Below are 21,885 nucleotides of genomic sequence, written 5' to 3' on the forward strand. Positions count from 1 at the left end.
CGGGTATGAATGACTCATGGAACCGGTCCAGGCCCTGCGCGAGATCGCCTTCCTGCTCGAACGCGCAGGTGAGCCCACCTATCGGGTCCGCGCGTTCCGTCGCGCGGCCGCGGTCGTGGACGACCTGCCGGAAGGGGAGCTCGCGCGGCTGGCCGGAGCCGGCGGGCTGGGCGACCTCCCCGGCATCGGCAAGGTCACCGCCCTCGTGATCAACGAAGCGCTCGACGGTCAGGTTCCGACGTATTTGCGTAGGTTGCGGGCCACCGAGGGCGTCGAGCTGGACGCCGAGACCACGGCCCTGCGCGAGGCGCTGAAGGGCGACCTGCACAGCCACTCCGACTGGTCCGACGGCGGCTCGCCGATCGAGGAGATGGCCGAGGCCGCCAGGGGGCTCGGGCACGAGTACTGGGCGCTGACCGACCACTCGCCACGCCTGACCGTGGCCAAGGGACTGTCGGCCGAGCGGCTGGAGCGGCAGCTCGACGTGGTGGCCGGGCTCAACGAGCGGCTGGCGCCCTTCCGGATCCTGACCGGCATCGAGGTCGACGTCCACCTCGACGGCTCGCTCGACCAGGACCCGGCGCTGCTCGGACGGCTCGACGTGGTCGTGGCCAGCGTCCACTCCAAGCTGCGCATGGACCGGGAGGAGATGACCCGCCGCATGGTCACCGCCGTCGCGAACCCCCTGGTCGACGTCCTCGGCCACTGCACGGGGCGGGTCGTGCGGGCGGGCGGCGAGCGCGGGGTCAAGAGGCCGGAGTCGGAGTTCGACGCCGAGCTGGTCTTCGAGGCGTGCCGGCGGTTCGGGGTCGCCGTGGAGATCAACTCCAGGCCCGACCGGCTCGACCCGCCCAAGCGGCTCATGCGGCTGGCGTACGAGACGGGGTGCGTGTTCTCGATCGACTCCGACGCGCACGCGCCCGGGCAGCTCGACTGGCAGCGCTTCGGCTGCGAGCGGGCGGCCCGGTGCGGGATCGAGGCCGCGCGGATCGTCAACACCTGGCCCCTGGACCGGCTGCTGGAGTGGACGGCGGGGTGAGCCCTGGGTGGCGGCCGAGCCAGGTCGTTGTCGCGGAGGCCGCGCGGAGCCGGTGATTGTCGGTGGCGGCGCGTAGCGTTCCGGCTGTGAACCGTACCGACCGGCTCTATGCGCTCGTCGAGGACCTGCGCGCCATCGCGCCACGCTGCCGCTCCGCCCGCGAGCTCGCCGAGCGGTTCGAGGTCAGCGTGCGCACCATCGAGCGCGACATCACCGCGTTGCAGGGGTCCGGGGTGCCGATCTACGCCGAGCCCGGTCGCAGGGGCGGCTACGCCCTCGACAAGAAGATGTCGCTGCCCCCGCTCAACTTCACCCCGGCCGAGGCGGTGGCCATCGCGGTGGCCCTCAGCCAGGCCGGCGACCAGCCGTTCGGCCGCCAGGCCCGCAGCGCGTTACGCAAGGTGGTCTCGGCCATGCCGGGGCCCGAGGGCGATCTGGCCAGGGAGCTGGCGCGGCGGGTGCAGCTCGTCAGCGAGCCGCCCGAGCCCGGCTCCCCGACCCGGCCGCTCGGCGCCGAGGGCATCTCCAGGGCCATCGAGGAGGCGCTGCTGCGGCGGCGCGTGCTCAGGCTCGACTACGCCGACGCCAAGGGCGCGCTCACCTCGCGCGACGTCGAGCCGGGGGTGTTCCTGGGCGGGCGCGGCGGTTTCTGGTACCTCGTGGCGTGGTGCCGGTTGCGGGAGGACGTCCGCGTCTTCCGGCTCGACCGCATCGCCGCGGCCGTCGTCACCGTCGAGCGCTGCCCCGAGCGGCCGCTCGAAGGGTTCGCCCCCGACGTCCCGGAGATGGTGGTCCGCGGAACCATGCTCGATTAATCATGCGAAAACACCGACATAGGGTTGTCGCCATAGCGATACATCGTTGTCTTGTTCGAAAGACGAGGAGACGATGATGGACAACACGGTGACCTGGTTCGAGATCGCGACCGACGACCCCGAAGGCGCCGAACGTTTCTACGGCGGGCTGTTCGGCTGGTCGTTCAGCCGCGACGACGACGGCCCGCTCGACTACCGCATGATCGGCTACCCGGGCGGCGAGCGGCCCGGCGGCGGGCTGTTCAACAACAAGGGCGACTTCCCCGCCCACGCGGTGTTCCACGTGCAGGTCGCCGACGTCGAGGCCGCGTGCGCCAAGAGCGAGGCGCTCGGCGGCAAGGTCGAGATGAAGGTGATCGACGACGGCGCCGGCACCGACTTCGCCTATCTGCGTGACGTCTCGGGGAGCCTGTTCGGAGTCTTCCACCGCAGGTGAGCCCTTCGGCGGCGGACGCCGCCGGAGCTCGCGGGACCTCGCCGCGATCGCGCCCCCGGGGAAGCACCTTCCCCGCCGAACCGGGGCCGCGCGACGCGGGCCGTCCCGCCTGGAAGCGGTTCACCCGCCCTGGACACGCCGCCGATCGCCGAGCGGCGGCGCGTCCAGGGCCCCTTCCCCCGACAGGGGGTTCGCGTCAGAAGCGTCAGAAGCCTCAGCAGCGTCAGAAGGCGGCGGCCGCCAGCCAGCGGGTCAGCAGGTCGTGGTCGCCGAAGACGGCCGGCGACCGCGGGGGCCGCCGACCGTAGAGCACCAGGAGCAGCTCGCTCGCCGGGCCGCGGACAGCGGCGTCGCCCTTGGTGTGGCCGCGTTCGCAGCTGACCGCCCCGTCGGCGCCCTGCGTGATGGTCCACTCGCCGTCGAGGTCGCTCGCGTGGAGGTGGATCGTGGCCCCCTCCGCGCCGAGCCCGGCCAGCGACCTGGTCACCCAGGTCGCGTACGGCAGGTTGTGCAGGAACTCCTCGACGCCGTCCACGGCGGTCGCCGCCGGGATCTCCGGGTCGAGGCCGAGTGCGAGTTCGGCGTCGGCCCGGTGGATCACCAGCTCGAAGAGCATCCTGGGCGCCCACCATCCGGCCCGCCGGTCCGGGCCCCACGTCCACACCGCGAGGTCCGGGTCGGTGGTGCGCAGCACGTCCAGGAGGGCGGCGGCGCCCTCCATGAGCCAGGCGGCGTCGCCGTGCGCGCCCTCGGCCAGGCCGCTGGGCACCTCGCGCGACCAGACGCGCTCCTGGACCCGGTTGCGCAGCACGTACGTCGCCCAGCGATGGGTCCGGCCGACATGCGTGACGAGATCGCCGATCGTCCATCCCGGGCACGTCGGCACCGGGACGGACAGATCGCTCGCCAGCGCCGCCAGCCGCGCGGCTTCGCCCTCGATCCGGGCGATGAAGGTGTCGTTGTCGGTCACCCGTCACACACTAGGCCGCCGGGCAGGTCGCGCCCTTGGCGGGCAGCTTGCCCTCCACCAGGTACGCGTCCACCAGCCCCTGCACGCACTTGCTGCCCGACAGGTACGCCCCGTGCCCCTCGCCCTCGTACGTCACCAGCCGCGCGGTCCTGAGCTGGGCCGTCAGCCGCGGCGCCCACTGGTACGGCGTGGCGGGGTCGCCCTTGCCACCCACGACCAGGATCGGCGCCGACCCGGTGGCGTTGACATGCCGCGCCTCGTTGCTGCCCTTGGCCGGCCACACCCGGCACAGCCCGCCCGAGCCCTCGCTGCCGAACAGCGGCGAGATCCGCAGCGCCGCCGCCTCGGTGCGCCGCAGCTCGGCCTCGCTGGGCCGCTCGGCGGTGTCCACGCAGGTGATGGCCGGGAAGCTGGTCATCTGCGTGGAGTAGGTGCCGTCCTCCGAGCGTCCGGTGTAGGAGTCGGCCAGGTACATCAGCGCCTCGCCGTGGCCCTTCAGCGCCTCGCCGAGCGCCTTCTCCAGGAACGGCCAGGTCAGCTCGGAGTACAGGGCGGCGGCCACGCCGGTGGAGGCCAGGCCCTGGGTGAGCTGGCGGCCGTCCACCTTCAGCGGCTTGGTGGTGAGCTGGTTCATCAGGTTCTCGACGTTGGCGTTCGCGGCGGTCACGTCCTTGCCGACCTCGCAGCCGCCCTTGACGCAGCTGCGCAGGAAGCTCTCGTACGCCTGCTGGAAGCCGCGGGTCTGGGTCAGCGTGCGCTGCTCGAAGGTGACCGTCGGGTCGAGCGGCGCGTCGAGCAGCATCCGGCCCACGTTCTTGGGGAACTGGGTGGCGTAGACGGCTCCGAGCTGGGTGCCGTACGACATGCCGACGTAGTTGAGCTTGGGGTCGCCGACGGCGGCGCGGATGCGATCCATGTCACGGGCGGCGTTGACGGTGCCGACGTAGGGGAGGACCTTGCCGGAGTGCTGCTGGCAGAGCTGGGCGAACTCCTTGTTGGCGTCCAGGCTCTCCTGACGGGTCTGCGCGTTGGTGGGCAGCGTGTCCAGGGAGACGAACCGGTCCATCTGCGCGCTGTCGCCGCAGCGCACGCCCGCGCTGCGCTCGACGCCGCGCGGGTCGAAGCTGACCAGGTCGTAGTGGGCGCGCAGGGTGGTGAGCACCTTGGCGGCCTGGTCGAGGGTGTCCACGCCGGAGGCGCCCGGCCCGCCGAAGTTGAACACCATCGAGCCGAGCCGCTTCTTCGGATCGGTGGCCGACAGCTTGATGAGCGCCAGCTCCAGCTTGTCGCCGTCGGGGCGGGAGTAGTCGAGGGGCACCGCCAGCTTCCCGCAGCGCACCGAGGCGTCCTGCTGTGCCGGTGGCTCGCCGTCCGGGCGCTTGATGTCGGTGCACGGCCCCCACGCGATCTTGTCGGTGTCGGCGGCGGGCCCGTCGGTGGCGGGCTCTGCGGGTGCACTCGCGCAGCCCGCGGCCGTTATGAGCAGGGCGGCGGCTAGGACGCGTCGCATACGAACATTCCCCTTCGTGTCTTCGGGGGAAGTAGTGCCCACGATACGGGACCTCGCGTCGAACCTGGGTGAGGCGGCACGTACCCCTCCTGGACGTGCCGCCTCACCCGTCGGACGGAGCGCAGGCCCGGACATGACGGCGCTCCCGCGAGAGACAGTTCGCGGGAGCGCGCCTTCCGGATGACTCAGACGCCCATCGACTGGGTGTCGTTGCTCTCCGCGCCGCCGGCTTCGGTGACGCCGTTCTTCAGGTGGTAGCGGGCGATGGCCTCGCGCAGCACCTCGCCGTCGAGCTCGCCCCGCTTGACCAGCCGGGTGAGCACGGCCAGCGTGATCGAGGCGGCGTCCACGTGGAAGTGGCGACGCAGCGCCGAGCGGGTGTCGGACAGGCCGAACCCGTCGGTGCCCAGCGAGGACCAGTCACCCGGCACCCACTGCGCGATCTGGTCCTGGACCGCCTTCATGTAGTCGCTGACGCCCACGAACGGGCCGCTGGCCTGCGAGAGCGCCTGCGTCACGTACGGGACGCGCTGCTCGGCGTCGGGGTTGAGCAGGTTGTGCTCCTCGCACGCCAGCGCGTCGCGCCGCAGCTCGGACCACGACGTCGCCGACCACACGTCGGCGGACACGCCCCACTCCTCGGCCAGCAGGCGCTGGGCCTCCATGGCCCACGGACCCGCCACGCCCGAGGCCAGGATGTTGGCCTTCGGCCCCTGCGTCTGCGGGCCCTCGGCGAACTTGTACAGGCCCTTGAGCAGGCCCTCGACATCGAGGTCGGCCGGCTGCGCGGGCTGCAGGTAGGGCTCGTTGTAGACGGTCAGGTAGTAGAAGACGTCCTCGGGCTGCTCGCCGTACATGCGGCGCAGGCCGTCCTTGACGATGTGGGCGACCTCGAAGGCCCAGGACGGGTCGTAGGAGACCGCGGCCGGGTTCGTCGAGGCGATGAGCGGCGTGTGGCCGTCTTCGTGCTGCAGGCCCTCGCCGTTGAGCGTGGTGCGGCCGGCGGTGGCGCCGAGCAGGAAGCCGCGGCCCATCTGGTCGCCCATCTGCCACATCTGGTCGCCGGTGCGCTGCCACCCGAACATCGAGTAGAAGATGTAGACCGGGATCATGTGCTCGCCGTGCGTGGCGTAGGAGGTGCCGGCCGCGATGGTCGAGGCCATCGAGCCCGACTCGCTGATGCCCTCGTGCAGGATCTGCCCCTGCACGGCCTCCTTGTACGACAGCAGCAGCTCCCTGTCGACCGCCTCGTACGTCTGCCCGTGGGGCGAGTAGATCTTGGCCGTCGGGAACATGGCGTCGAGACCGAACGTGCGGGCCTCGTCGGGGATGATCGGCACGAACCGGTGGCCGATCTCCTTGTCGCGCATGAGGTCCTTCAGCAGGCGCACGAACGCCATGGTGGTGGCGACCTGCTGCTTGCCCGAGCCCTTGCGGAACTGGCTGTAGACGTCGTCGCCGGGCAGCTTGACCGGCTTGGCGCGCATGACCCGCTTGGGCAGCACACCGCCGAGCGCCGCGCGGCGCTCCTTCATGTACTGGATCTCGGGGTCGTTCTCGCCCGGGTGGAAGTACGGGGGCAGCTCGCCCTCCAGGGCCGAGTCCGGGATCGGCAGGTAGAGCCGGTCGCGGAACTCCTTCAGCTCGGCCTTGGTGAGCTTCTTCATCTGGTGGGTGGCGTTGCGCGCCTCGAAGTCCTTGCCCAGCGTCCAGCCCTTGATGGTCTGGGCGAGGATCACCGTCGGCTGGCCGACGTGCTCGCGGGCCGCCTTGAAGGCCGCGTAGACCTTGCGGTAGTCGTGGCCGCCGCGCGACAGCTTGCGGATGTCGTCGTCGGACAGGTGCTCGACCATCTTGCGCAGGCGCGGGTCGCCGCCGAAGAAGTGGTCGCGGATGTAGCCGCCGGTCTCGACCGAGTAGGTCTGGAACTGGCCGTCGGGCGTGGTGTTCATCTGGTTGACCAGCACGCCGTCGACGTCGGCCGCGAGCAGCGGGTCCCAGTCGCGGCCCCACACGACCTTGATCACGTTCCAGCCGGCGCCGCGGAAGTACGACTCCAGCTCCTGGATGATCTTGCCGTTGCCGCGCACCGGGCCGTCGAGCCGCTGCAGGTTGCAGTTGATGACGAACGTGAGGTTGTCCAGCTCCTCGCGGGCGGCCAGGCCGATCGCGCCGAGCGACTCGGGCTCGTCCATCTCGCCGTCGCCCAGGAAGGCCCACACGTGGCTGCGCGAGGTGTCCTTGAGCTCGCGGTTGAGCAGGTAGCGGTTGAACCGCGCCTGGTAGATCGCGCCGATCGGGCCGAGGCCCATGGAGACCGTCGGGAACTCCCAGAAGTCGGGCATGAGCCGCGGGTGCGGGTAGGAGGGCAGGCCGCGGAAGCCGTGCGACAGCTCCTGCCGGAAGGCGTCGAGCTGGGCCTCGTTGAGGCGGCCCTCCAGGAAGGCGCGGGCGTAGATGCCCGGCGCGGCGTGGCCCTGGAAGAACACCTGGTCGCCCGACTCGCCGTGGTCCTTGCCGCGGAAGAAGTGGTTGAAGCCCACCTCGTAGAGCGAGGCCGCCGAGGCGTAGGTGGCGATGTGGCCGCCCACGTTCGTACGGGCGTTGGCCCGCGACACCATGACCGCGGCGTTCCACCGGATGTAGGCACGGATGCGCCGCTCGACGTGCTCGTCGCCCGGGAACCAGGGCTCGCGCTCCGGCGGGATCGTGTTGATGTAGTCGGTGCTGCGCAGGCCCGGCACGCCGACCTGGTGCTCGCGGGCCCGTTCCAGCATGCGGAGCATGAGGTAGCGGGCTCTGGTGCGGCCTTCGGTCTTGACGACATTGTCGAGAGACTCGAGCCACTCGTTGGTCTCACTGGGGTCGACATCAGGCAGCTGGCTGGGTAGGCCGTCGCTGATGATCGAGAATCGCTGGCGTCCGGAAGCCACTGGGTCTCGCCTTCCGAGAATGACTGAAGTCTGGTCTGGGTCGCCTTCCATCCTGGTCGCTAGTCGTAGAAAACGCATCTCTACTGACGGGTAACCAGAGCGTCCCTGCTGGCAGGGCCATGTTGGTGGCCTAGACCACCGATGGTAGGACGAATCGCCACCAAAGGTTACATCGGTGGAGCAATTTAACAAGACTAGAAAACGGACGAAATTTCCCCCCAATCCTAGGGGGCTGGCCCGGTGGGTCGGCCTCCGCCCTCAACCCTCCCCCGAACCGGGCGGTCCTCACCCGGAGGGGGCGGCCGCGCCGCGCCGCGCGAGTCTAGCCACCGTCCTTGTGGTGGGGGCGGGCGGGGCGGCGTCCGCCGAGAGGGCCGAGGCGCACACCTCTTCTCCTTGCTTCTGTACGCGCTTCGAACCCGCCTCGCGGGGCCTTCGTGACGTGCGAGGTCTCAGGCGGGCCTCGGAGCGTGCGGCCTGTCTCGGGTGTATCCCGTTGGAGAACGCGGAGGGTGGCCTCCTGGGAACTCAGGTGGCGTCAGGCCGTCGCGAAGCCGAGCCCCGCATCCTGTCGGCCCGCCCGAAGCCGGGCACCGCATCCTGTCGGTCGACCCGAGGCCGGGCCCGCACCCTGTCGGCTGGCCTGAAGCTGTGTGTCCGGCTTCCTGGACGCCCCTCTCCTTGTCTCTCTTGTCGAGCCGACCCTCTGTCGCGCATCCCGCCGCTGCCTCCGCGCGGGTGCACAAACGGCTCTCGGCCGGGCCGCTGCCGAAATGAGGCCATATCGGAACCATCAGGCGACAGAGCCGGACGCGACTCCGCCGTCCTGCCCCTGACCAGCCGTAACGCCGTGGTGGTCAGGTGATCCGACGACCACGGTCCGGCCGTGGCGGCCGAAACGTCGCGTCCGTGCCGCGTAACGTTTCGGTCATCATTTTCGGCCCCGATGAAGACCGGGCAAAAAATCGCCGTCCCCGGCATCCGCTCTTTTCTCGGGCCGTTCGTCGTACCAATGTGGAAGGTATGAATGCGACGGCAGGAGACCGGCTCCTGATGCACGGCAACACGGTCGGCGAAAGGGAGCGGAGCGGCGTCATCACCGAGGTCCACGGCACGGACGGCGAGCCTCCGTACATGGTGCGGTTCGACGACGGCCACACCGGGCTGGTCTTTCCCGGCCCTGATGCGGTCGTTGTGCCTCAGTAGGATTTCCCTGTGAGATCAGAAATCATCTCCGTGGCCACGGGTTCACGCGAGACCGTGCACGACATCACCGCTGAATGCGCTGAATTCGTGCGCGCGCAGGGAGAAGACGGCCTGTTGCACGTTTTCGTGCCGCACGCGACCGCGGGCGTGGCGCTGCTGGAGCTCGGCTCCGGCAGCGACGACGACCTGCTCGCCGCGCTGCGAGACCTGCTCCCGGCCGACGACCGCTGGCGTCATGCCCACGGTTCGCGCGGTCACGGCAGGTCACACGTCATGCCCGCGCTGATCCCGCCGTACGCCACGATCCCCGTGCTGGGCGGGAGAATGGCGTTGGGCACATGGCAGTCCGTCGCGCTGGTCGACCTCAATGTCGACAACACGCAACGCCAGGTTCGCCTGTCGTTTTTGTCAGATTGATTCTGGCCGACTACGGCCGTACCCGTGGCGACCGTTGACGACTGAGGGTCACAGCGTGTGGACTGTGCCGAAGCGATAAACCGCATAGAGCGGGGCCACTCAAGCAGGAGGGATAAACGTGAGCGCGACCGCGGGTCAGGCGCAGGGCGAGCGCGGCCTGGCCGAACGACTCGGCCTCAAGCCGGGTCAGGTGGTGCAGGAGATCGGTTGGGACGAGGACGTCGACGACGAGCTTCGCGACTCCATCGAGGACCTGACCGGCAACGAGCTGCTGGACGAGGAGAGTGACGACGTCGTCGACGTGGTGCTGCTGTGGTGGCGCGACGGCGACGGGGACCTCTTCGACGCCCTCAGCGACGCCATGCGAGCACTCGCCGAAGCCGGCCAGATCTGGCTGCTGACTCCCAAGGCCGGGCGCGATGGCCACGTGGAGCCGAGCGACATCGGGGAGGATGCCGCTACCGCGGGTCTCTCGCAGACCAGCAGCATCTCAGCCGCACCCGACTGGTCCGGGACCAGGCTCGTCGCACCGAAGGGCCGACGTTAGGAAACTCCGAGGCCGGCCGATACGGCAGGATGGTGGGCTGTGAACGCACATCCTGCCGAGGTCGGCGCACTGGCTCCGGATTTCGAGCTGCAGGACCAGCACGGCGCCCCGGTGAGACTGTCCAGGTTCCGGGGCGAGAAGGTCGTGCTGGTCTTCTATCCGCTTGCCTTCAGCGGGATCTGTGAGGGCGAGCTCACCGCGCTGCGCGACCAGCCTCTCGACGCGCGGGTGCTCGCCGTGTCGGTCGACTCCGTGTTCGCCTTGCGTGCCTGGTCCGATCGGGAAGGTTACGGATTCGCCCTACTCTCCGATTTCTGGCCACATGGACAGGTCGCCCAGGCGTACGGTGTGTTCGATGAGGCGAAGGGGCTCGCACGTCGGGGGACCTTCGTCATCGACGGCGAGGGCGTGATCCGGTGGTCGGTGATCAGTCCGATCTCCTCGGCACGTGACGTCGCCGACTACGTCAAGGCACTCGCCGACATTTCCTGACTTCGGAGGGAACGATGCCCTGCTACCGATGCGGGGCCCGGCAGACCGACCCGGTCCGTGGCGCCAGCCCGTGGCAGCGCGGGGTGCGCAACGAGTCCCAGGTGCTGATCTGCCCGGACTGTCAACGGCTGCACGACCTCGATCTCGACTCCTGCGCCACCTGCGGGTCCACCGCGCTCATCTGCCGGCTGGGGGAGATCGAGTGCCGCGGCTGCGGCGCCGTCCGGCAGGCCCGGGCGCCGAAGGGGTTCGAGGAGCAGGGGGCGTACGTGGGGTCGGGGGCTCCGCCCGGGCTGTCGGCGGAGGTCGAGGCGGCGCTCAACCGGGTGCTGGGCAGGGCCTGACCGCCTGGGCGATCTTGAGTTCGAGGCCCAGGCCTCGTGTGGTTGATCGCCAGTTCAGGGCCCTGGTGTCGCCGGCCTGGATCGCGGCGCGGCGCCGTCCTTCCGGCTGAGAGATTCTCAAGCGCCTTTTCAGACATTTGCTGACCTGCGCTATCGTCTCCTTTCGTGTCCGCTATGAGTTCGTTCGTCGTCGCGCTCGACGTCGGTGGCACGTCCATGAAGGGCGGCCTGGTCAGCGAGTCCGGTGAGGTGTTGCTGAGCGAGCGGCGCCACACTCCTCGCGAGGAGGGCCCTGAGGCGGTCGTGTCCGCCATTTCAGACTTCATCGGCCACCTGGCCTCCTCCGGCGACGGCGAACCGGCAGGCGTCGGTCTGGCCGTCCCGGGGCTGGTGTCCGAGAGCGCGGCCCTCTATGCGGCGAACCTGGGCTGGCGTGACGTCCCCGCCTCGAACTTCACCACCCTGGACATCCCCGTCATGCTGGGCCACGACGTCCGCACGGGCGGCCTGGCCGAGAGCATCCTCGGCGCCGGAAGAGGCGTCTCCGACTTCCTCTTCCTCCCGATCGGCACCGGTATCGCCGGAGCCTCGATCATCAACGGCGACCCGTACGGCGGCTCCTCCGGCTGGGCCGGCGAGATCGGCCACACCCCCGTCTTCCCCGACGGCGAACAGTGCGCGTGCGGCCAGTTCGGCTGCCTGGAGACGTACGCCTCGGCGGCCTCGGTCGGCCGCCGCTACAGCCAGCGCGCGGGCGTGGAGGGCGTACGCGCCGAGCAGGTGGTCGCCTCCGACGACCCCATCGCCATCGAGGTGTGGGACGAGGCCGTGGAGGCCCTGTCGCTCGCCCTGGCGACGTACACGCTGCTGCTGGACCCCTCGGTGATCGTCCTCGGCGGCGGCCTGGCCGAGGCCGGTCCCGCCCTCTTCGATCCCGTACGTACCCGCCTGGTCAAGCGCCTGGCCTTCCGCGACGCGCCTCCGCTCGTCCCGGCCGCGCTGGGCGTCGACGCCGGCATGCTGGGCGCCGCCCTGCTGGGCTGGCGAGCCGCCGGCCGCCCCGAACTGGGCCCCGGCTGGACGGTGAATGTGCGATCGGCCCCTCTGGTGTCGTAAGGTTAGTGCCGATCAGGGGGCGGTTAGCTCAGCGGTAGAGCACTCGCCTTACAAGCGAGGGGTCACTGGTTCGAACCCAGTACCGCCCACCAGCGTAAACGTACAATCTCTGATCTTGAAAACGGCGTCCGAGTGACTAAGTGAGGGACTAAGTCCCGAAGATCTTGTCCATCGCCGCAGCTCCCTGCATGATCACGGGCCGGATCTGATGCCGGTAGACGGTCTCGGTGACCACCGTGTTGGAGTGCCCGACGAGGCGTGAGATGTCCTCGATGGGGACGCCGGAGTCTGACAGCACGGACACGAAGCTGTGCCGTAGCTCACGAGGTGACCACTCCCGTCCGGTGAGCCCTGCCGCCTCGACGACCTTGCGGAGGTCGCGTCGTACGTTGTGGGCCGTGACGGGCGTTCCTGTCCGTGTGCAGAACACAAGGCCTGTGTCCTGCCAGCGGTCCCTTCGGCTGGGACCTCGCCCAACGCGACCGCGAAACCCCGCTGTTCACCGGCGAGAAGACCATCGCCAACCGCGACGTCGCGATCATGCTCAGCGTCCGGGCCGGCCACCCGGTCATCCACCGCCGCAGCATGTGGCACCGAGGACACACCGCCGTCATCCACGGCGCGTCGGCCCGCCTGGAGATCAACTCTTACACCAACGCCGACATGCTCCCCGACTGGGACGACCCCAAGCGCCACGCCCAGTGCCGCAAGCGGCCCGGCTTCTTCTACCAGTCGCTCGTCCGTGAACACGGCCCTGTCCGATGGCTGACTCTCACCAGTGCCCGCATCGCCTACGAAGACGAACGAGCCGCACTCGGCATGGACTACGCCGAAGCCGTCCTCATCATCCGCCGCACCACGGCCCACCCCAACGGCCGCCCCATCGAAGTCACCGAGGTCAAAGCCCCTGCCAACCGCTACGAGATCGGCTACCACCGCGAACTCGCCGACGACCCCGAAGCCGACTTCACCCCGCAAGAACTCAGCGACAACGGCATAGACCTGGTGATCTAAAGCGGTGGATGCTCATCAGCCTCGTTAGCAGGACGGACTACTGGTGAGCGCGGAACATAGACATAAGAGGTGCCATCAGGGTGGAACTCGTACTTGGCGAGCCGCTTGCGTCTCATGCTGGCCTTGGTAAGCAGAGAGAGCAGGTAGGCGACTCCGAACATCAGCCCCGGGATCCAGTACGGCAGCGTCGACTGGGCCAGCGCAAAGTACAGGCCATATATGAGCGCACCGAAGATCAATCGCCGCTCCAGGAAGAACCGGCCTTGAATGTCGTCTCTGGCCCACCAGCGGTACCGCCAGGGCAGTCGAAAGTCGAACATCTGGTACGGCAGCCAGTACCACAGGGGCGGATGTTCGCGTAAACGCAGCATGAACCCGCCGCGGAGCACGTCCACACAGTCGCGCATGGTCGGGTGGTGCTGTCCTGGCTCGGCCAGGTCCAGCAGAGTGCTCAGCAGTTCGGCGCCACGGAATTCTCGGAAACGAGGTGGATAGGCCAGGCGCATCAGTAAGTGGCAGCGGCGCTCGTAGGCGGAGGTGATGTCGGGGGTCATCACATCCCCATCCCGGGCTGGAGGTTCAGGCGTCGCTGAGCGGTGGCGGCCAGGCGCGCCAAGCGGGCGGTCTCTTCGGCCAGCACCTGACGACCGTGGCCAGTCAGGTCGTAATAGCGACGGTGACGGCCGGAGACGACCTCCTCCTTGACGACGATCACCAATCCGTCGCCCGCCAGCCGGTCGAGAGCACCGTAGAGGGTGCCCGCACCGAGCCGTACTCGTTCTTCGGACAGTTCCTGCACTGCCTTGATCACGCCGTATCCGTGAAGGGAGCCTTGGGAGAGGGCCAAGAGGATCAGATAGCTCTGCTCGCGGAGCGCCATATCCGATATATATCGCTATTCGTACTATCACTGCAAATGCGGCTGGCCGTTTTGTCTGGTCTCCCTTTGTCAACCTTCAGTTGATGCTTGACGGTCTGGCATCGGTTGATGGTTCAGAGTTTCTTTACTGGTTCAAGGGCTCGCTGCGCTCGCCACGGGGCCGCCGGCCGCTTAGCGGTCTGGCGGGCTTGCGCGTGCGGCCTGGGGGCCGTTCGCGCCCGCCACCGCACGCGGGCTGGCGCCCCCGACGTTGAGCTTTCAAGATCCTGCCGCCCCGCTTCCGGTGCTCGGGCCCGGAGGCCCTGCGCTCCGGGTCGGGCTGCCATCGATTCGCCCGGGTTGCTGCCTGTGGTGGTGCCCGGCTTGCCGCAGGGCCGTTCAGGCCGACCCGTGAAGAGGCCGCTGCTTCTTCCCTAGCCTGGTCTCCGCTTGCAGGTTCGCGGCCAGTTCATCCAACGTCGCCCCGCAACGGACGTTGGACTGGCCGCTTCTACAGGGAACGGACTGTTTCCGAATGGCCGCCCACCCTGCGGCCATGTCGTGAACCTGCCACTCCGGGTACTCGGCGATCAACTTCGCCAAGGTCATGGGCATGGTTGCACTCCGGCGACCGGCGTACAGAGTGGCCGAGACTCCCGAAGCCGGGTGTAGCGGAGAGCGATTCGGTACGCGCACCGAGTGGGCCCGGTGGAGGGGGGCCAGGCATAGATGACTCGCTGTCGTCTCGCGTCCCATGCTGGTCGCCACCAGTACCGCCCGTTGTGACACCTGACGACCGTTCCGACCCGCACGGACACCAGCGCAAGCGTGCCACTGCGCAGGATCTCCTTCACTGGGGGCTCGCTTCCGTGGATTCCGGGCGCAGACTGCGGATCGTCTCCGAGAGGGGGTGGCGTCGTTGAAGGTCCGCGTAGCGGAAGGCGACCCGGCGCGCGGCTCTCGACGGTTCGATGGCCGGATGGCGGGCGTACAGCACTCGTTTACGGCGGTCGTCCCAGCCTGCCCGCCACCAGTACCAATCGCCGTCGCACCAGACGACGAGCCCGATCCACACGGACACCAGGCTCAGGCCGTAGCCGTCATGGACGTCTGCGGATACGCCATGAGCGGCGAGGGCGTCGGCCAGGGCATCGGCGGCGTGCTTCTCTGGCGTGGGGTGTCGGTTCGGCGGTTGCATGAGTGGCCTCCCACCACGTACGGCAGTGACGTAGCGTGACGGTATGTGTCGGCTGAGCTGTGAGGCCGGAAAGAAATTCAGGGGTCCGTCGTAGGCATCGGATGAGGATGAGGTGCATGCGAGGAATGACCAGCAATCTGTCCATCGGCCAGCGCGTGGCCTGGTACCGGCGACGGCGTGGGATGTCTCAGGACGTATTGGCCGGGCTGGTGGGACGGACCACCGATTGGCTGAGCAAGGTGGAGAACGACCGCATCACCTTGGATCGTCTGTCCGTCATCAAGTCCCTGGCGAGCGTATTGGACGTGTCCCTCGGTGATCTACTGGCCGAGCCGCACCTGTTCGAGTGGACGGACGGAAGCGGCGATCAGACCATCCCCGCACTGCGCGCCGCGATCACGGACTATCGACAGCTCTCGCCGATGGCCGGGCTCGTGGAGAACGCGGAACCCTCCGATCAGGCCGACCTGCGACGTGCCCTTGCCGAGGTGTGGAGGGCGTACCAGGGAGCCCGGTACAGCTACGTGATACGGACTCTGCCCGGACTCCTGGGGAAGGCGCATCATGCTGCGCGCGCAGCGAACGGTGCCGCCCGCATGGCCGCATCGGGAGTGCTCGGGCAGGTCTACCACGCCGCTGCCAGCATCCTGGCCAAGGTGGGTGAGGCTGATCTCGCATGGATCGCCGCTGAGCGGGGACTCTCCTTTGCACGGCAATCCGGTGATCAGCTTGTGACGGCCTCATTGCTTCGCTCCGTGACCCACGCCCTTCTGTCCAACGGCCGTTACGAGGCAGCCAAGCAGCTCACGATGGACGCCGCCGACCTGCTGTCTCCTGACCTCCCGCACGCCACGGCTGAGCTGCTTTCGGTGTACGGGACGCTGTACCTCGCCGGATCGATGGCGGCGGCGCGAGACGACGACCGCAGCACGACACGCGCGTTCCTCGCCGAGGCGCAGGAAGCGGCGGTGCGGCTCGGCGGTGACGCCAACCATGTCTGGACCGCGTTCGGGCCGACGAACGTGCGTATCCATCAGGTTGCCACGGCAATCGAGCTGGGAGACATCCAGGTGGCTGTGGAGCTCGGGCCGAAGCTGGATACCAGCGGGCTTCCGATCGAACGTCGCGCTCGTCATGGCCTGGCCGTGGCGCATGCCCTGAGCCTGTGGAACCGTACCGACGACGCGATGGCCGCGCTGTTGGAGGCCGAGACCATCGCTCCCGAGCAGGTGCGCCATCACTACCTCAGCCGCCAGCTCACGATGTCGTGGATCAGAAGGCAGAAGGGCAAACCCAGTTACCAACTCGCAGCTCTCGCGCGGCGACTGCACATCGTGTGAAGACAGTCCCTGTGGCGTAAGGTCGGGGCTGTGAACGATCAGGAGGCTCCGCCGTTCGCCCAGGCCCGTGCCGCTGCCGGTGCGCTGTTCTTCGATGACAGCGGTCGTGTGCTTCTCGTCCGTCCTACGTACAAGCCCTCCATGGACATCCCGGGCGGGTACGTCGAGCCGGGGGAGACCCCGTACGAGGCGTGCGTTCGAGAGGTGCAAGAGGAGCTGGGCATTCAGCCGGCCATCGGTCGCCTCCTCGTGGTCGATTGGGCGCCTCTCCCCAAGGAGGGTGACAAGGTCCTGTTCGTGTTCGACGGCGGCACCTTGGACGGCGAGTTGCTCAAGCAGATCAGGTTCGTGGACAACGAGTTGAGCGCTTATGAGTTTCACCCCGTCGAGGAACTGGACGGGCTGTTGATCGAGCGGCTTGCCCGTCGTGTCAAGGCAGCTGCCACTGCACGCGAGCTTGGCAGGACCGTCTATCTGGAGCACGGCCAGGCCGCCCCCGCTGAGTGACTATCTGAGTGACAACGGCCCAGGACGAGCGTGGACGGTCGAGGACCAGGGCGGAACGTTCGCCGAGGTGGGACCCCGAATCACCCGAGGTCCCACCCTCTCGCGGCGAGCCTTACAAGCGAGGGGTCACTGGTTCGAACCCAGTACCGCCCACTTCCTAGAAAGCCCCGTTTCCCATCGCGGAAACGGGGCTTCGTGCCATTAGCGTGCCATCGGCCGGTGCGTGGACTCTTTGCGATCTTCGCGTGCCCTGGGGGCTGGCCCTCTCCGAGACGGTCGACCCGAAAAGCGGGGGGCAGGTATGAGGCTTCCACCCCCGAGGCGGTGCCACGCCTGCACAGCGAGCTCTACGGGGCTGCTGTTCCGCGTCTACCTGGAGGTCCCGTCGGTGCTTAGAAAGAGTGCCAGACGGACTGGACGGCGATGGACAGTCCAACGCCGTACAGCTGAGGATCATCGCGACGATCGACAAGGTTCGATTGGTGGCTGTCCCGGCGCGAGCGTGGGACATGCCCAACCCTGACATGAAGATGGCGACTAACGACACCCAGATCCCGACGCGGGCCAACACCATGGTCACGTCGAGCAGGAGGGCGAGGATGCCGAGGCAAAGGCCGACGACACCTATCCAGTTGTGCGTTGCCGGTGCTGGCATAGGCGGCTGCTGAGGGTACTGCCCGTACGGCTGTGACGGCTGGTGGGGATACGGCTGGCCGTCCTGGTCCTGCGGGCCGGGATACGCCATGCGGGGCTCCTGAGGGAGTAGGGGGGCGTGCGTAAGACGCGTCGATAGCCTGTGCGGTTTGCACCGTTACACGACAGGGCCGTTCAAGTCCTGCAAGCGCGTAATTTCAGGCTCCAGGGCGGAGGCGACTCCGACATGACACCGCACCGCGCATCCTGTGGGTCTGGGGGTCTCGAACTCGGGGTCCGGGCCGCGATTCTCGCGGCTGTTTCCGAAGTCGTATCGCTTGTAGAACTCCACGATGTACGACTGGTAGGTTCGGCGAATTTCTGTGATCCCGACCGCTCGCGGCCGCCTTCGGGACGGGTTCCGCCGGGGCCAACATGGGCGCCCGTTGGTCAGCCGGCAATTCAGCGCGTCTGCGACGGTGTGGTTGGTTGTGTGATCGCAAGGCCATCCTCGTGATCGCGTAGAACATCCGTGAGCACGCTGGAAGGTGCCCTCCCGGCGGTTGGCCACTCTATCCGCGTGAAAGGGATACGCGTCGCCGTGAAAGGAAGGCGGCGAACAACGTGGCCCCACCCGCAGCGACCAGTACGGTCGCGGGAATCCTGACGAGGCTCCGCAGGTCTGTGCAGTTGTCCAAATGGTGCAGCCTGTCGGCCAAGGCGGAGGACGGATCGAGTTGCGTCCAGGTGACTCCGACAAATGCCGAGCCGCAGGATTCACCGCCTGACGTGACGGACATCAGGCCGGTGAGAATGCCCGAGCCGATTAACAGGAAGGCGACGAACGCCATCGCTTTGGGAGACATGCCAGTCCTTACCTGGATCCAACCGCAGTGGATCATTTCATGGCGAGGCTTGAGCCGGGAAGACGTCTGGCTCAGCCAGGGGGGCGACAAGCGCCAGGGGGCAGCCCCGTTTCCATTTGCGGCAACGGGGCTTCGTGCCGTCAATGGGGATCGGCCGGTGCGCGAGCTCCTCCCGATCTCTGCGTCAACGGCGGCGGCGTGACGCTCGACGGGTCAGGTGCCTGGCATGCTCTGGGGCGTGAGAATTCGTACTGCGACGCGCCGGGATCTGCCCGCGATCATCGCGCTCCTGGCCGACGAGGACACCGTGATCGATCCCGAAACCGTTGAGGTCGACGGGGCGTACGAGCGAGCCTTCAAGGCCGTCGACACCGACGAGCGCAACGAGATGATCGTCATGGACGAGGCAGACGGTACGGTCGTCGGCTGCCTCCAGCTGACGTACATCCCCGGCCTGGGACGACACGGTCAGGAGCGGGCGCTGATCGAGGCGGTCCGGGTGCGTGCCGATCGGCGTGGGGCAGGGCTCGGGCGCGAACTGCTCACCTGGGCGATCGAGCGGGCACGCGCCCGCGGCTGCACCCTGGTCCAGCTCACCAGCAACAAGCGACGCACCGAGGCCCATCGTTTCTACGACTCTCTCGGCTTCGTCCGCAGTCACGACGGGTTCAAGCTGTCGTTCTGAGGCGGGGCGCCGAGCGGGGTGGTCATGGCCCTCTGCGAGATGAGCCGACGATTTTGATCGTGCGTACTCCGGGTTTTCCGATCAGCTCGGTGAGTGCCGGTTTCGAGTGTCCGTAGACGACCAATCCATAGATCCTGCCTTCATGTGCCGCCTGACGTAAACGGCGGAGATCGAGCCCGAAGGACTTCAGGCTCAGTGCGTCGGTTCACTGCAACTTGGCCGCCCAACGTCTGTACAGCTCGATCGGTGAAGTGTTCTCGCATTCGGTTTCATAGACCGCGCACGACCGCCAGTAGACCGGTTTGTCGGCGTCCCCGCGCGATCGGGAGAGGAACAGGAACGCGGCGTCCGATCGAATTCCTCGCACGCCCAGGGTGGTGGTCAGCTCGTTCTCGGTCATGGGGGCGGTCAGTTCCACGACGGCGGTGGAGAAGTCATTTCTGCCCAGGGCCGCTATTGCCTGGCGGGCCCGGCTTTTGGCCGGCTCGTCGGCCCCCTCGCCGCCGTGGAACGAGCGCAGCAACGGGCTCATCGTCGCCTCCGGCATGGCGGGAGCGGAGGTCCTGCCCAGCACGTCGGTCACTAATTCTTCGTGTGCTGGACGACCTCGCAGACTCGGATGCGTCTCGAAAGTGCTGACCGTCACGCCCATCGACAGGGGGCCCACACCCACCTCGTGGCCCACGATGACGTCGTACTCCGGATGCGCCACCTGAAAGGCGCCGCCATAGACCTCACGCATGCGTTCAGCGCGCCCGCCGAACAGGTGCACGCCTTCGGCCAGACAGGCGAGCAGAACGAGTATGACGACGATGACGTACCCGGTTCTGCGTGAATTCCTGGTGCGGCTGTCTGCGGTCAAGGCGGTCTCCCGTGCGTGCCGATGCCGGTCGAACAGTGGTGATCAAATCAGATCGCCGGTGAATGGGGGCGCCTGGCCGACACCGGTACGGCATCGTTTGTTCCGCCGTGCCGGCCGGTGTAGCAGTGCCGCACCAAGATCGCACTAAGATCGCGTCCCGTGTCTTCGGAACATTTATGGCGGTTTATCAGGATCGGATTAGTAAGTCTGATTCTTCTGGCGGCGGTCGCGGGGCTGGTGCTCGGCGACACCTGGCTCTGGGTGGCCGCCGAGTGGTCGCCGCCGACCTTCGGCGAGCTCTCCACGGGGGACGGGTCCGACGCCTCGGTCGGTCTTGCGCTGTTCGGGGCCGCCCTGGTGAAGGCGGCGCTCCTGTGGCGGATTCTGCGCACCCCGGAACGGGGGCCGCTGGACCGCGGGGAGAGGGCGCTGCGCCGGCTGTTGTATCTGGCGGTGGCCCACGCGCTCGTGCTGTGGTACCCCGTCGCGCTGCTCCCGGACGCGGTCGACGCGGCGTTCACGCTCGTTCTGTGGGCCGCGATCGACGTCCTCTACCTGCTCGTCATCCGGTGGCGGTCCCGCCTGTTGCGTGGGGCGGCCGGAGTGCTGTTCGCGGTGGAGCTGGCCGGGGCGGCCAATGAAGTGCTCGACGACCTCGACCTTCCGGAGCTCGGACCGGGCGGCGTCATCCAGGCGGTCCTGATCGGGGGCGGAGTGCTGGCGACCCTCGTCACCGTCCTCGGGCAGTGGCGTGACGGCCGCTGGAGCCGCGGCACGCTGATCGCCGGGGTGTCGTCGGTGGGCGTCTACGCGCTGACGATCCCGTTCAACCTGCTCGTCGGAGGGCACTTCGGCGGCGGTCTGGCGATGGTGATCGCGATCGACGCGATGGGGCTCGTCAGCACCGTGTGGATCGCGGCCACCGCTCGTGAACTGCCCGCCGAGGGCCGTCCGGCGGATCTTCCGTCCGTCCGGCGGCGCGGGTCCCGCGTCGCGGTGGCGGCTGTCGCCGTGCTGTCGCTCGTCGTACTGATCAATCCGGAGCAGGACGCGCGCCTGACCTACACCGCCGGGTCGGCGGACTGCTACGACCGGCCCAGCTTCGGCGACGTGAAGCCCGCGGAACGCGACGCCGTGTTCCTGTGCCGGGCGCGGAGCGCAGACGGCGCAGGCCCGCCGATGTTCCCGGAAACCACGTCGGACCAGGCGGTCCTCGCGTACGGACGGGCGCTGTGCCGGGCGAAGGACGCCGACGAGCAGGAGGCCATCCTGACGCGGGCCGGCAGCGCCCGGGCCGCCTGGCGGGTGTACCCCGAGGAACTGGTCTACGTCTGCCCGGAGATCATCGGCGCCACCCGTCCCGACCTGCTGCGGTCGACGGCGGAGGAGGCGGCGGCGAACGCGGCCCACATCGCCGGGGAGAACGCGAAGTGCCGGGACCCGTGGCCCCGGACGAAAGGGGTCGTCCAGGCCACGGCCAAGTACTTCCTGTTCGTCGACGGCGATCCCGGATACCTGGTCCAGGACGGCGAGGGCGAGTCGGCCATGGAGGAGGCGGAGCTGGCCACGGTCCGGTCCTACGAAGACGGCGCCCTCGTCGGGGTGGCCCGCGGCGCGGTGCTCATCGGGCACGTCGAGGACGTCGTCGATCTGTGCCTCACGGTGAAGGCCTTCCGCGCCGCGCCGCCACTGCGGACCGCCGGGTGGGACCAGGTCCACGAGGTGCCGATCGTCAGCCGCGGCGGCCGGCTCGCGGTGCCCGAGATGGGCGACGGCGGTGACGTGGGCGCGGGCGCCCCGATGCCGAACCTGGCGATCGCCGGGAAGGGCCGCTACCGGCTCCGTGTCCACGTGCGGATCGGTGAGGCAGGGGAGGAGCACCTGGTCGTCGTGTTCCCGGGCGCGTCGAGGAAGAGGCTGAAGCTGAAGTCCTGACCCGAGGCCGGGCGAGCCGGGGCTGGTCAGCGGCAAGGAGCGGATGCGGCACGGGCCGGGCGGGAACGCTCTCCGATCGCCAGATCGATGTGCACTGACTGCGACTTCTCCGTAGCGGCGGCGAAGTATTGTGGTGGAGGTCCCCGGGGTAAGGCTCTTAA

23 protein-coding genes and 1 tRNA gene are annotated in these 21,885 nt (G+C 68.4%); 15 read left to right on the forward strand and 9 right to left on the reverse strand.

All coding sequences use genetic code 11. From position 1 onward, the window contains the following. The first annotated feature begins 16 nt into the window (after positions 1-16). The 3 genes from ACFYUV_RS01060 (at position 17) to ACFYUV_RS01070 (ending at position 2,290) form a co-directional block, all read left to right on the forward strand. Positions 17-1,039, forward strand: coding sequence for a PHP domain-containing protein (locus ACFYUV_RS01060; RefSeq protein ID WP_387663662.1), 1,023 nt, complete (start codon positions 17-19; stop codon positions 1,037-1,039). An 86-nt stretch (positions 1,040-1,125) separates the two neighbouring features. Then, on the forward strand, positions 1,126-1,854 hold the full coding sequence (locus ACFYUV_RS01065; protein WP_387663664.1) for a helix-turn-helix transcriptional regulator: 729 nt from the start codon (positions 1,126-1,128) through the stop codon (positions 1,852-1,854). 73 nt (positions 1,855-1,927) lie between these two features. Continuing rightward, positions 1,928-2,290 (forward strand): VOC family protein, encoded by a 363-nt coding sequence (locus ACFYUV_RS01070; RefSeq protein WP_387663666.1) that lies wholly within the window; start codon positions 1,928-1,930, stop codon positions 2,288-2,290. A 223-nt stretch (positions 2,291-2,513) separates the two neighbouring features. Here the strand turns inward: ACFYUV_RS01070 and ACFYUV_RS01075 are convergent, their stop codons facing one another. The 3 genes from ACFYUV_RS01075 to aceE all read right to left on the reverse strand — a co-directional run bounded on the left by ACFYUV_RS01075 (position 2,514) and on the right by aceE (position 7,754). Further along, on the reverse strand, positions 2,514-3,260 hold the full coding sequence (locus ACFYUV_RS01075; RefSeq protein WP_387663668.1) for a maleylpyruvate isomerase family mycothiol-dependent enzyme: 747 nt from the start codon (positions 3,258-3,260) through the stop codon (positions 2,514-2,516). A gap of 10 nt (positions 3,261-3,270) precedes the next feature. Beyond that, complete coding sequence (locus ACFYUV_RS01080) at positions 3,271-4,770, reverse strand: alpha/beta hydrolase (protein ID WP_387663670.1); 1,500 nt, start codon at positions 4,768-4,770, stop codon at positions 3,271-3,273. A 185-nt stretch (positions 4,771-4,955) separates the two neighbouring features. After that, positions 4,956-7,754, reverse strand: a complete 2,799-nt coding sequence (gene aceE / locus ACFYUV_RS01085) for a pyruvate dehydrogenase (acetyl-transferring), homodimeric type (protein WP_358284315.1) — start codon at positions 7,752-7,754, stop codon at positions 4,956-4,958. 858 nt (positions 7,755-8,612) lie between these two features. On the opposite strand from aceE, the gene ACFYUV_RS01090 reads away from it, so the two are divergent. The 7 genes from ACFYUV_RS01090 to ACFYUV_RS01120 all read left to right on the forward strand — a co-directional run bounded on the left by ACFYUV_RS01090 (position 8,613) and on the right by ACFYUV_RS01120 (position 11,917). Continuing rightward, a complete protein-coding gene (locus ACFYUV_RS01090; RefSeq protein ID WP_387663673.1) occupies positions 8,613-8,909 on the forward strand; it encodes a DUF1918 domain-containing protein in 297 nt (98 codons plus the stop codon). 9 nt (positions 8,910-8,918) lie between these two features. Next, entirely contained in the window at positions 8,919-9,326 is a 408-nt protein-coding gene (locus tag ACFYUV_RS01095) for a secondary thiamine-phosphate synthase enzyme YjbQ (RefSeq protein WP_352321050.1), read from the forward strand. A gap of 118 nt (positions 9,327-9,444) precedes the next feature. Next, positions 9,445-9,873 carry a DUF3052 domain-containing protein gene (locus ACFYUV_RS01100; protein WP_352321051.1) on the forward strand — a complete coding sequence of 143 codons (429 nt, stop codon included), beginning with the start codon at positions 9,445-9,447 and terminating at the stop codon, positions 9,871-9,873. Between the two features lie 39 nt (positions 9,874-9,912). Further along, the gene (locus ACFYUV_RS01105) at positions 9,913-10,365 is read left to right on the forward strand and encodes a peroxiredoxin (protein ID WP_387663675.1); all 453 of its coding nucleotides are present in this window, start codon (positions 9,913-9,915) and stop codon (positions 10,363-10,365) included. 14 nt (positions 10,366-10,379) lie between these two features. After that, complete coding sequence (locus ACFYUV_RS01110; RefSeq protein WP_352321053.1) at positions 10,380-10,709, forward strand: hypothetical protein; 330 nt, start codon at positions 10,380-10,382, stop codon at positions 10,707-10,709. Between the two features lie 174 nt (positions 10,710-10,883). Beyond that, the gene (locus ACFYUV_RS01115; protein WP_358284323.1) at positions 10,884-11,825 is read left to right on the forward strand and encodes an ROK family protein; all 942 of its coding nucleotides are present in this window, start codon (positions 10,884-10,886) and stop codon (positions 11,823-11,825) included. 17 nt (positions 11,826-11,842) lie between these two features. Next, positions 11,843-11,917: transfer RNA gene (locus tag ACFYUV_RS01120), tRNA-Val, on the forward strand. A gap of 56 nt (positions 11,918-11,973) precedes the next feature. On the opposite strand, the gene ACFYUV_RS01125 is transcribed toward ACFYUV_RS01120, so the two are convergent. Then, the gene (locus ACFYUV_RS01125; RefSeq protein WP_387663677.1) at positions 11,974-12,255 is read right to left on the reverse strand and encodes a tyrosine-type recombinase/integrase; all 282 of its coding nucleotides are present in this window, start codon (positions 12,253-12,255) and stop codon (positions 11,974-11,976) included. Between ACFYUV_RS01125 and ACFYUV_RS01130 the strand changes: the two genes are divergently transcribed. Next, positions 12,243-12,839 (forward strand): UTRA domain-containing protein, encoded by a 597-nt coding sequence (locus ACFYUV_RS01130; RefSeq protein WP_387663679.1) that lies wholly within the window; start codon positions 12,243-12,245, stop codon positions 12,837-12,839. The genes ACFYUV_RS01125 and ACFYUV_RS01130 overlap by 13 nt on opposite strands. On the opposite strand, the gene ACFYUV_RS01135 is transcribed toward ACFYUV_RS01130, so the two are convergent. The 3 genes from ACFYUV_RS01135 to ACFYUV_RS01145 form a co-directional block, all read right to left on the reverse strand. Then, a complete protein-coding gene (locus ACFYUV_RS01135) occupies positions 12,836-13,393 on the reverse strand; it encodes a hypothetical protein (protein ID WP_387663681.1) in 558 nt (185 codons plus the stop codon). The two genes, ACFYUV_RS01130 and ACFYUV_RS01135, sit on opposite strands and share 4 nt — an antisense overlap. After that, positions 13,393-13,719 carry a PadR family transcriptional regulator gene (locus ACFYUV_RS01140; protein ID WP_387663683.1) on the reverse strand — a complete coding sequence of 109 codons (327 nt, stop codon included), beginning with the start codon at positions 13,717-13,719 and terminating at the stop codon, positions 13,393-13,395. Before ACFYUV_RS01140 ends, ACFYUV_RS01135 begins: the two co-directional genes overlap by 1 nt. Before the next feature lie 829 nt (positions 13,720-14,548). Then, positions 14,549-14,896 carry a hypothetical protein gene (locus ACFYUV_RS01145; RefSeq protein ID WP_387663685.1) on the reverse strand — a complete coding sequence of 116 codons (348 nt, stop codon included), beginning with the start codon at positions 14,894-14,896 and terminating at the stop codon, positions 14,549-14,551. Between the two features lie 125 nt (positions 14,897-15,021). Here ACFYUV_RS01145 and ACFYUV_RS01150 point away from each other — a divergent pair, with 125 nt between their 5' ends. Both ACFYUV_RS01150 and ACFYUV_RS01155 read left to right on the forward strand, forming a co-directional pair. Beyond that, on the forward strand, positions 15,022-16,236 hold the full coding sequence (locus ACFYUV_RS01150) for a helix-turn-helix domain-containing protein (RefSeq protein WP_387663687.1): 1,215 nt from the start codon (positions 15,022-15,024) through the stop codon (positions 16,234-16,236). A 30-nt stretch (positions 16,237-16,266) separates the two neighbouring features. Further along, positions 16,267-16,743 carry an NUDIX domain-containing protein gene (locus ACFYUV_RS01155; protein WP_387663689.1) on the forward strand — a complete coding sequence of 159 codons (477 nt, stop codon included), beginning with the start codon at positions 16,267-16,269 and terminating at the stop codon, positions 16,741-16,743. A 1,205-nt stretch (positions 16,744-17,948) separates the two neighbouring features. Here the strand turns inward: ACFYUV_RS01155 and ACFYUV_RS01160 are convergent. Beyond that, positions 17,949-18,242: a hypothetical protein gene (locus ACFYUV_RS01160; protein WP_387663691.1), complete on the reverse strand. Its 294-nt coding sequence runs from the start codon at positions 18,240-18,242 to the stop codon at positions 17,949-17,951. A gap of 226 nt (positions 18,243-18,468) precedes the next feature. Between ACFYUV_RS01160 and ACFYUV_RS01165 the strand changes: the two genes are divergently transcribed. Then, positions 18,469-18,927: a GNAT family N-acetyltransferase gene (locus ACFYUV_RS01165; RefSeq protein ID WP_387663693.1), complete on the forward strand. Its 459-nt coding sequence runs from the start codon at positions 18,469-18,471 to the stop codon at positions 18,925-18,927. A 205-nt stretch (positions 18,928-19,132) separates the two neighbouring features. Here the strand turns inward: ACFYUV_RS01165 and ACFYUV_RS01170 are convergent, their stop codons facing one another. Beyond that, positions 19,133-19,789, reverse strand: coding sequence for a hypothetical protein (locus tag ACFYUV_RS01170; protein ID WP_387663695.1), 657 nt, complete (start codon positions 19,787-19,789; stop codon positions 19,133-19,135). Between the two features lie 159 nt (positions 19,790-19,948). Between ACFYUV_RS01170 and ACFYUV_RS01175 the strand changes: the two genes are divergently transcribed. Then, on the forward strand, positions 19,949-21,724 hold the full coding sequence (locus tag ACFYUV_RS01175; RefSeq protein ID WP_387663697.1) for a hypothetical protein: 1,776 nt from the start codon (positions 19,949-19,951) through the stop codon (positions 21,722-21,724). Positions 21,725-21,885: the final 161 nt, after the last annotated feature.

The sequence above is a fragment of the Nonomuraea sp. NPDC003560 genome (assembly GCF_042878785.1).
In the GTDB taxonomy this organism is placed as follows: Bacteria; Actinomycetota; Actinomycetes; order Streptosporangiales; family Streptosporangiaceae; genus Nonomuraea.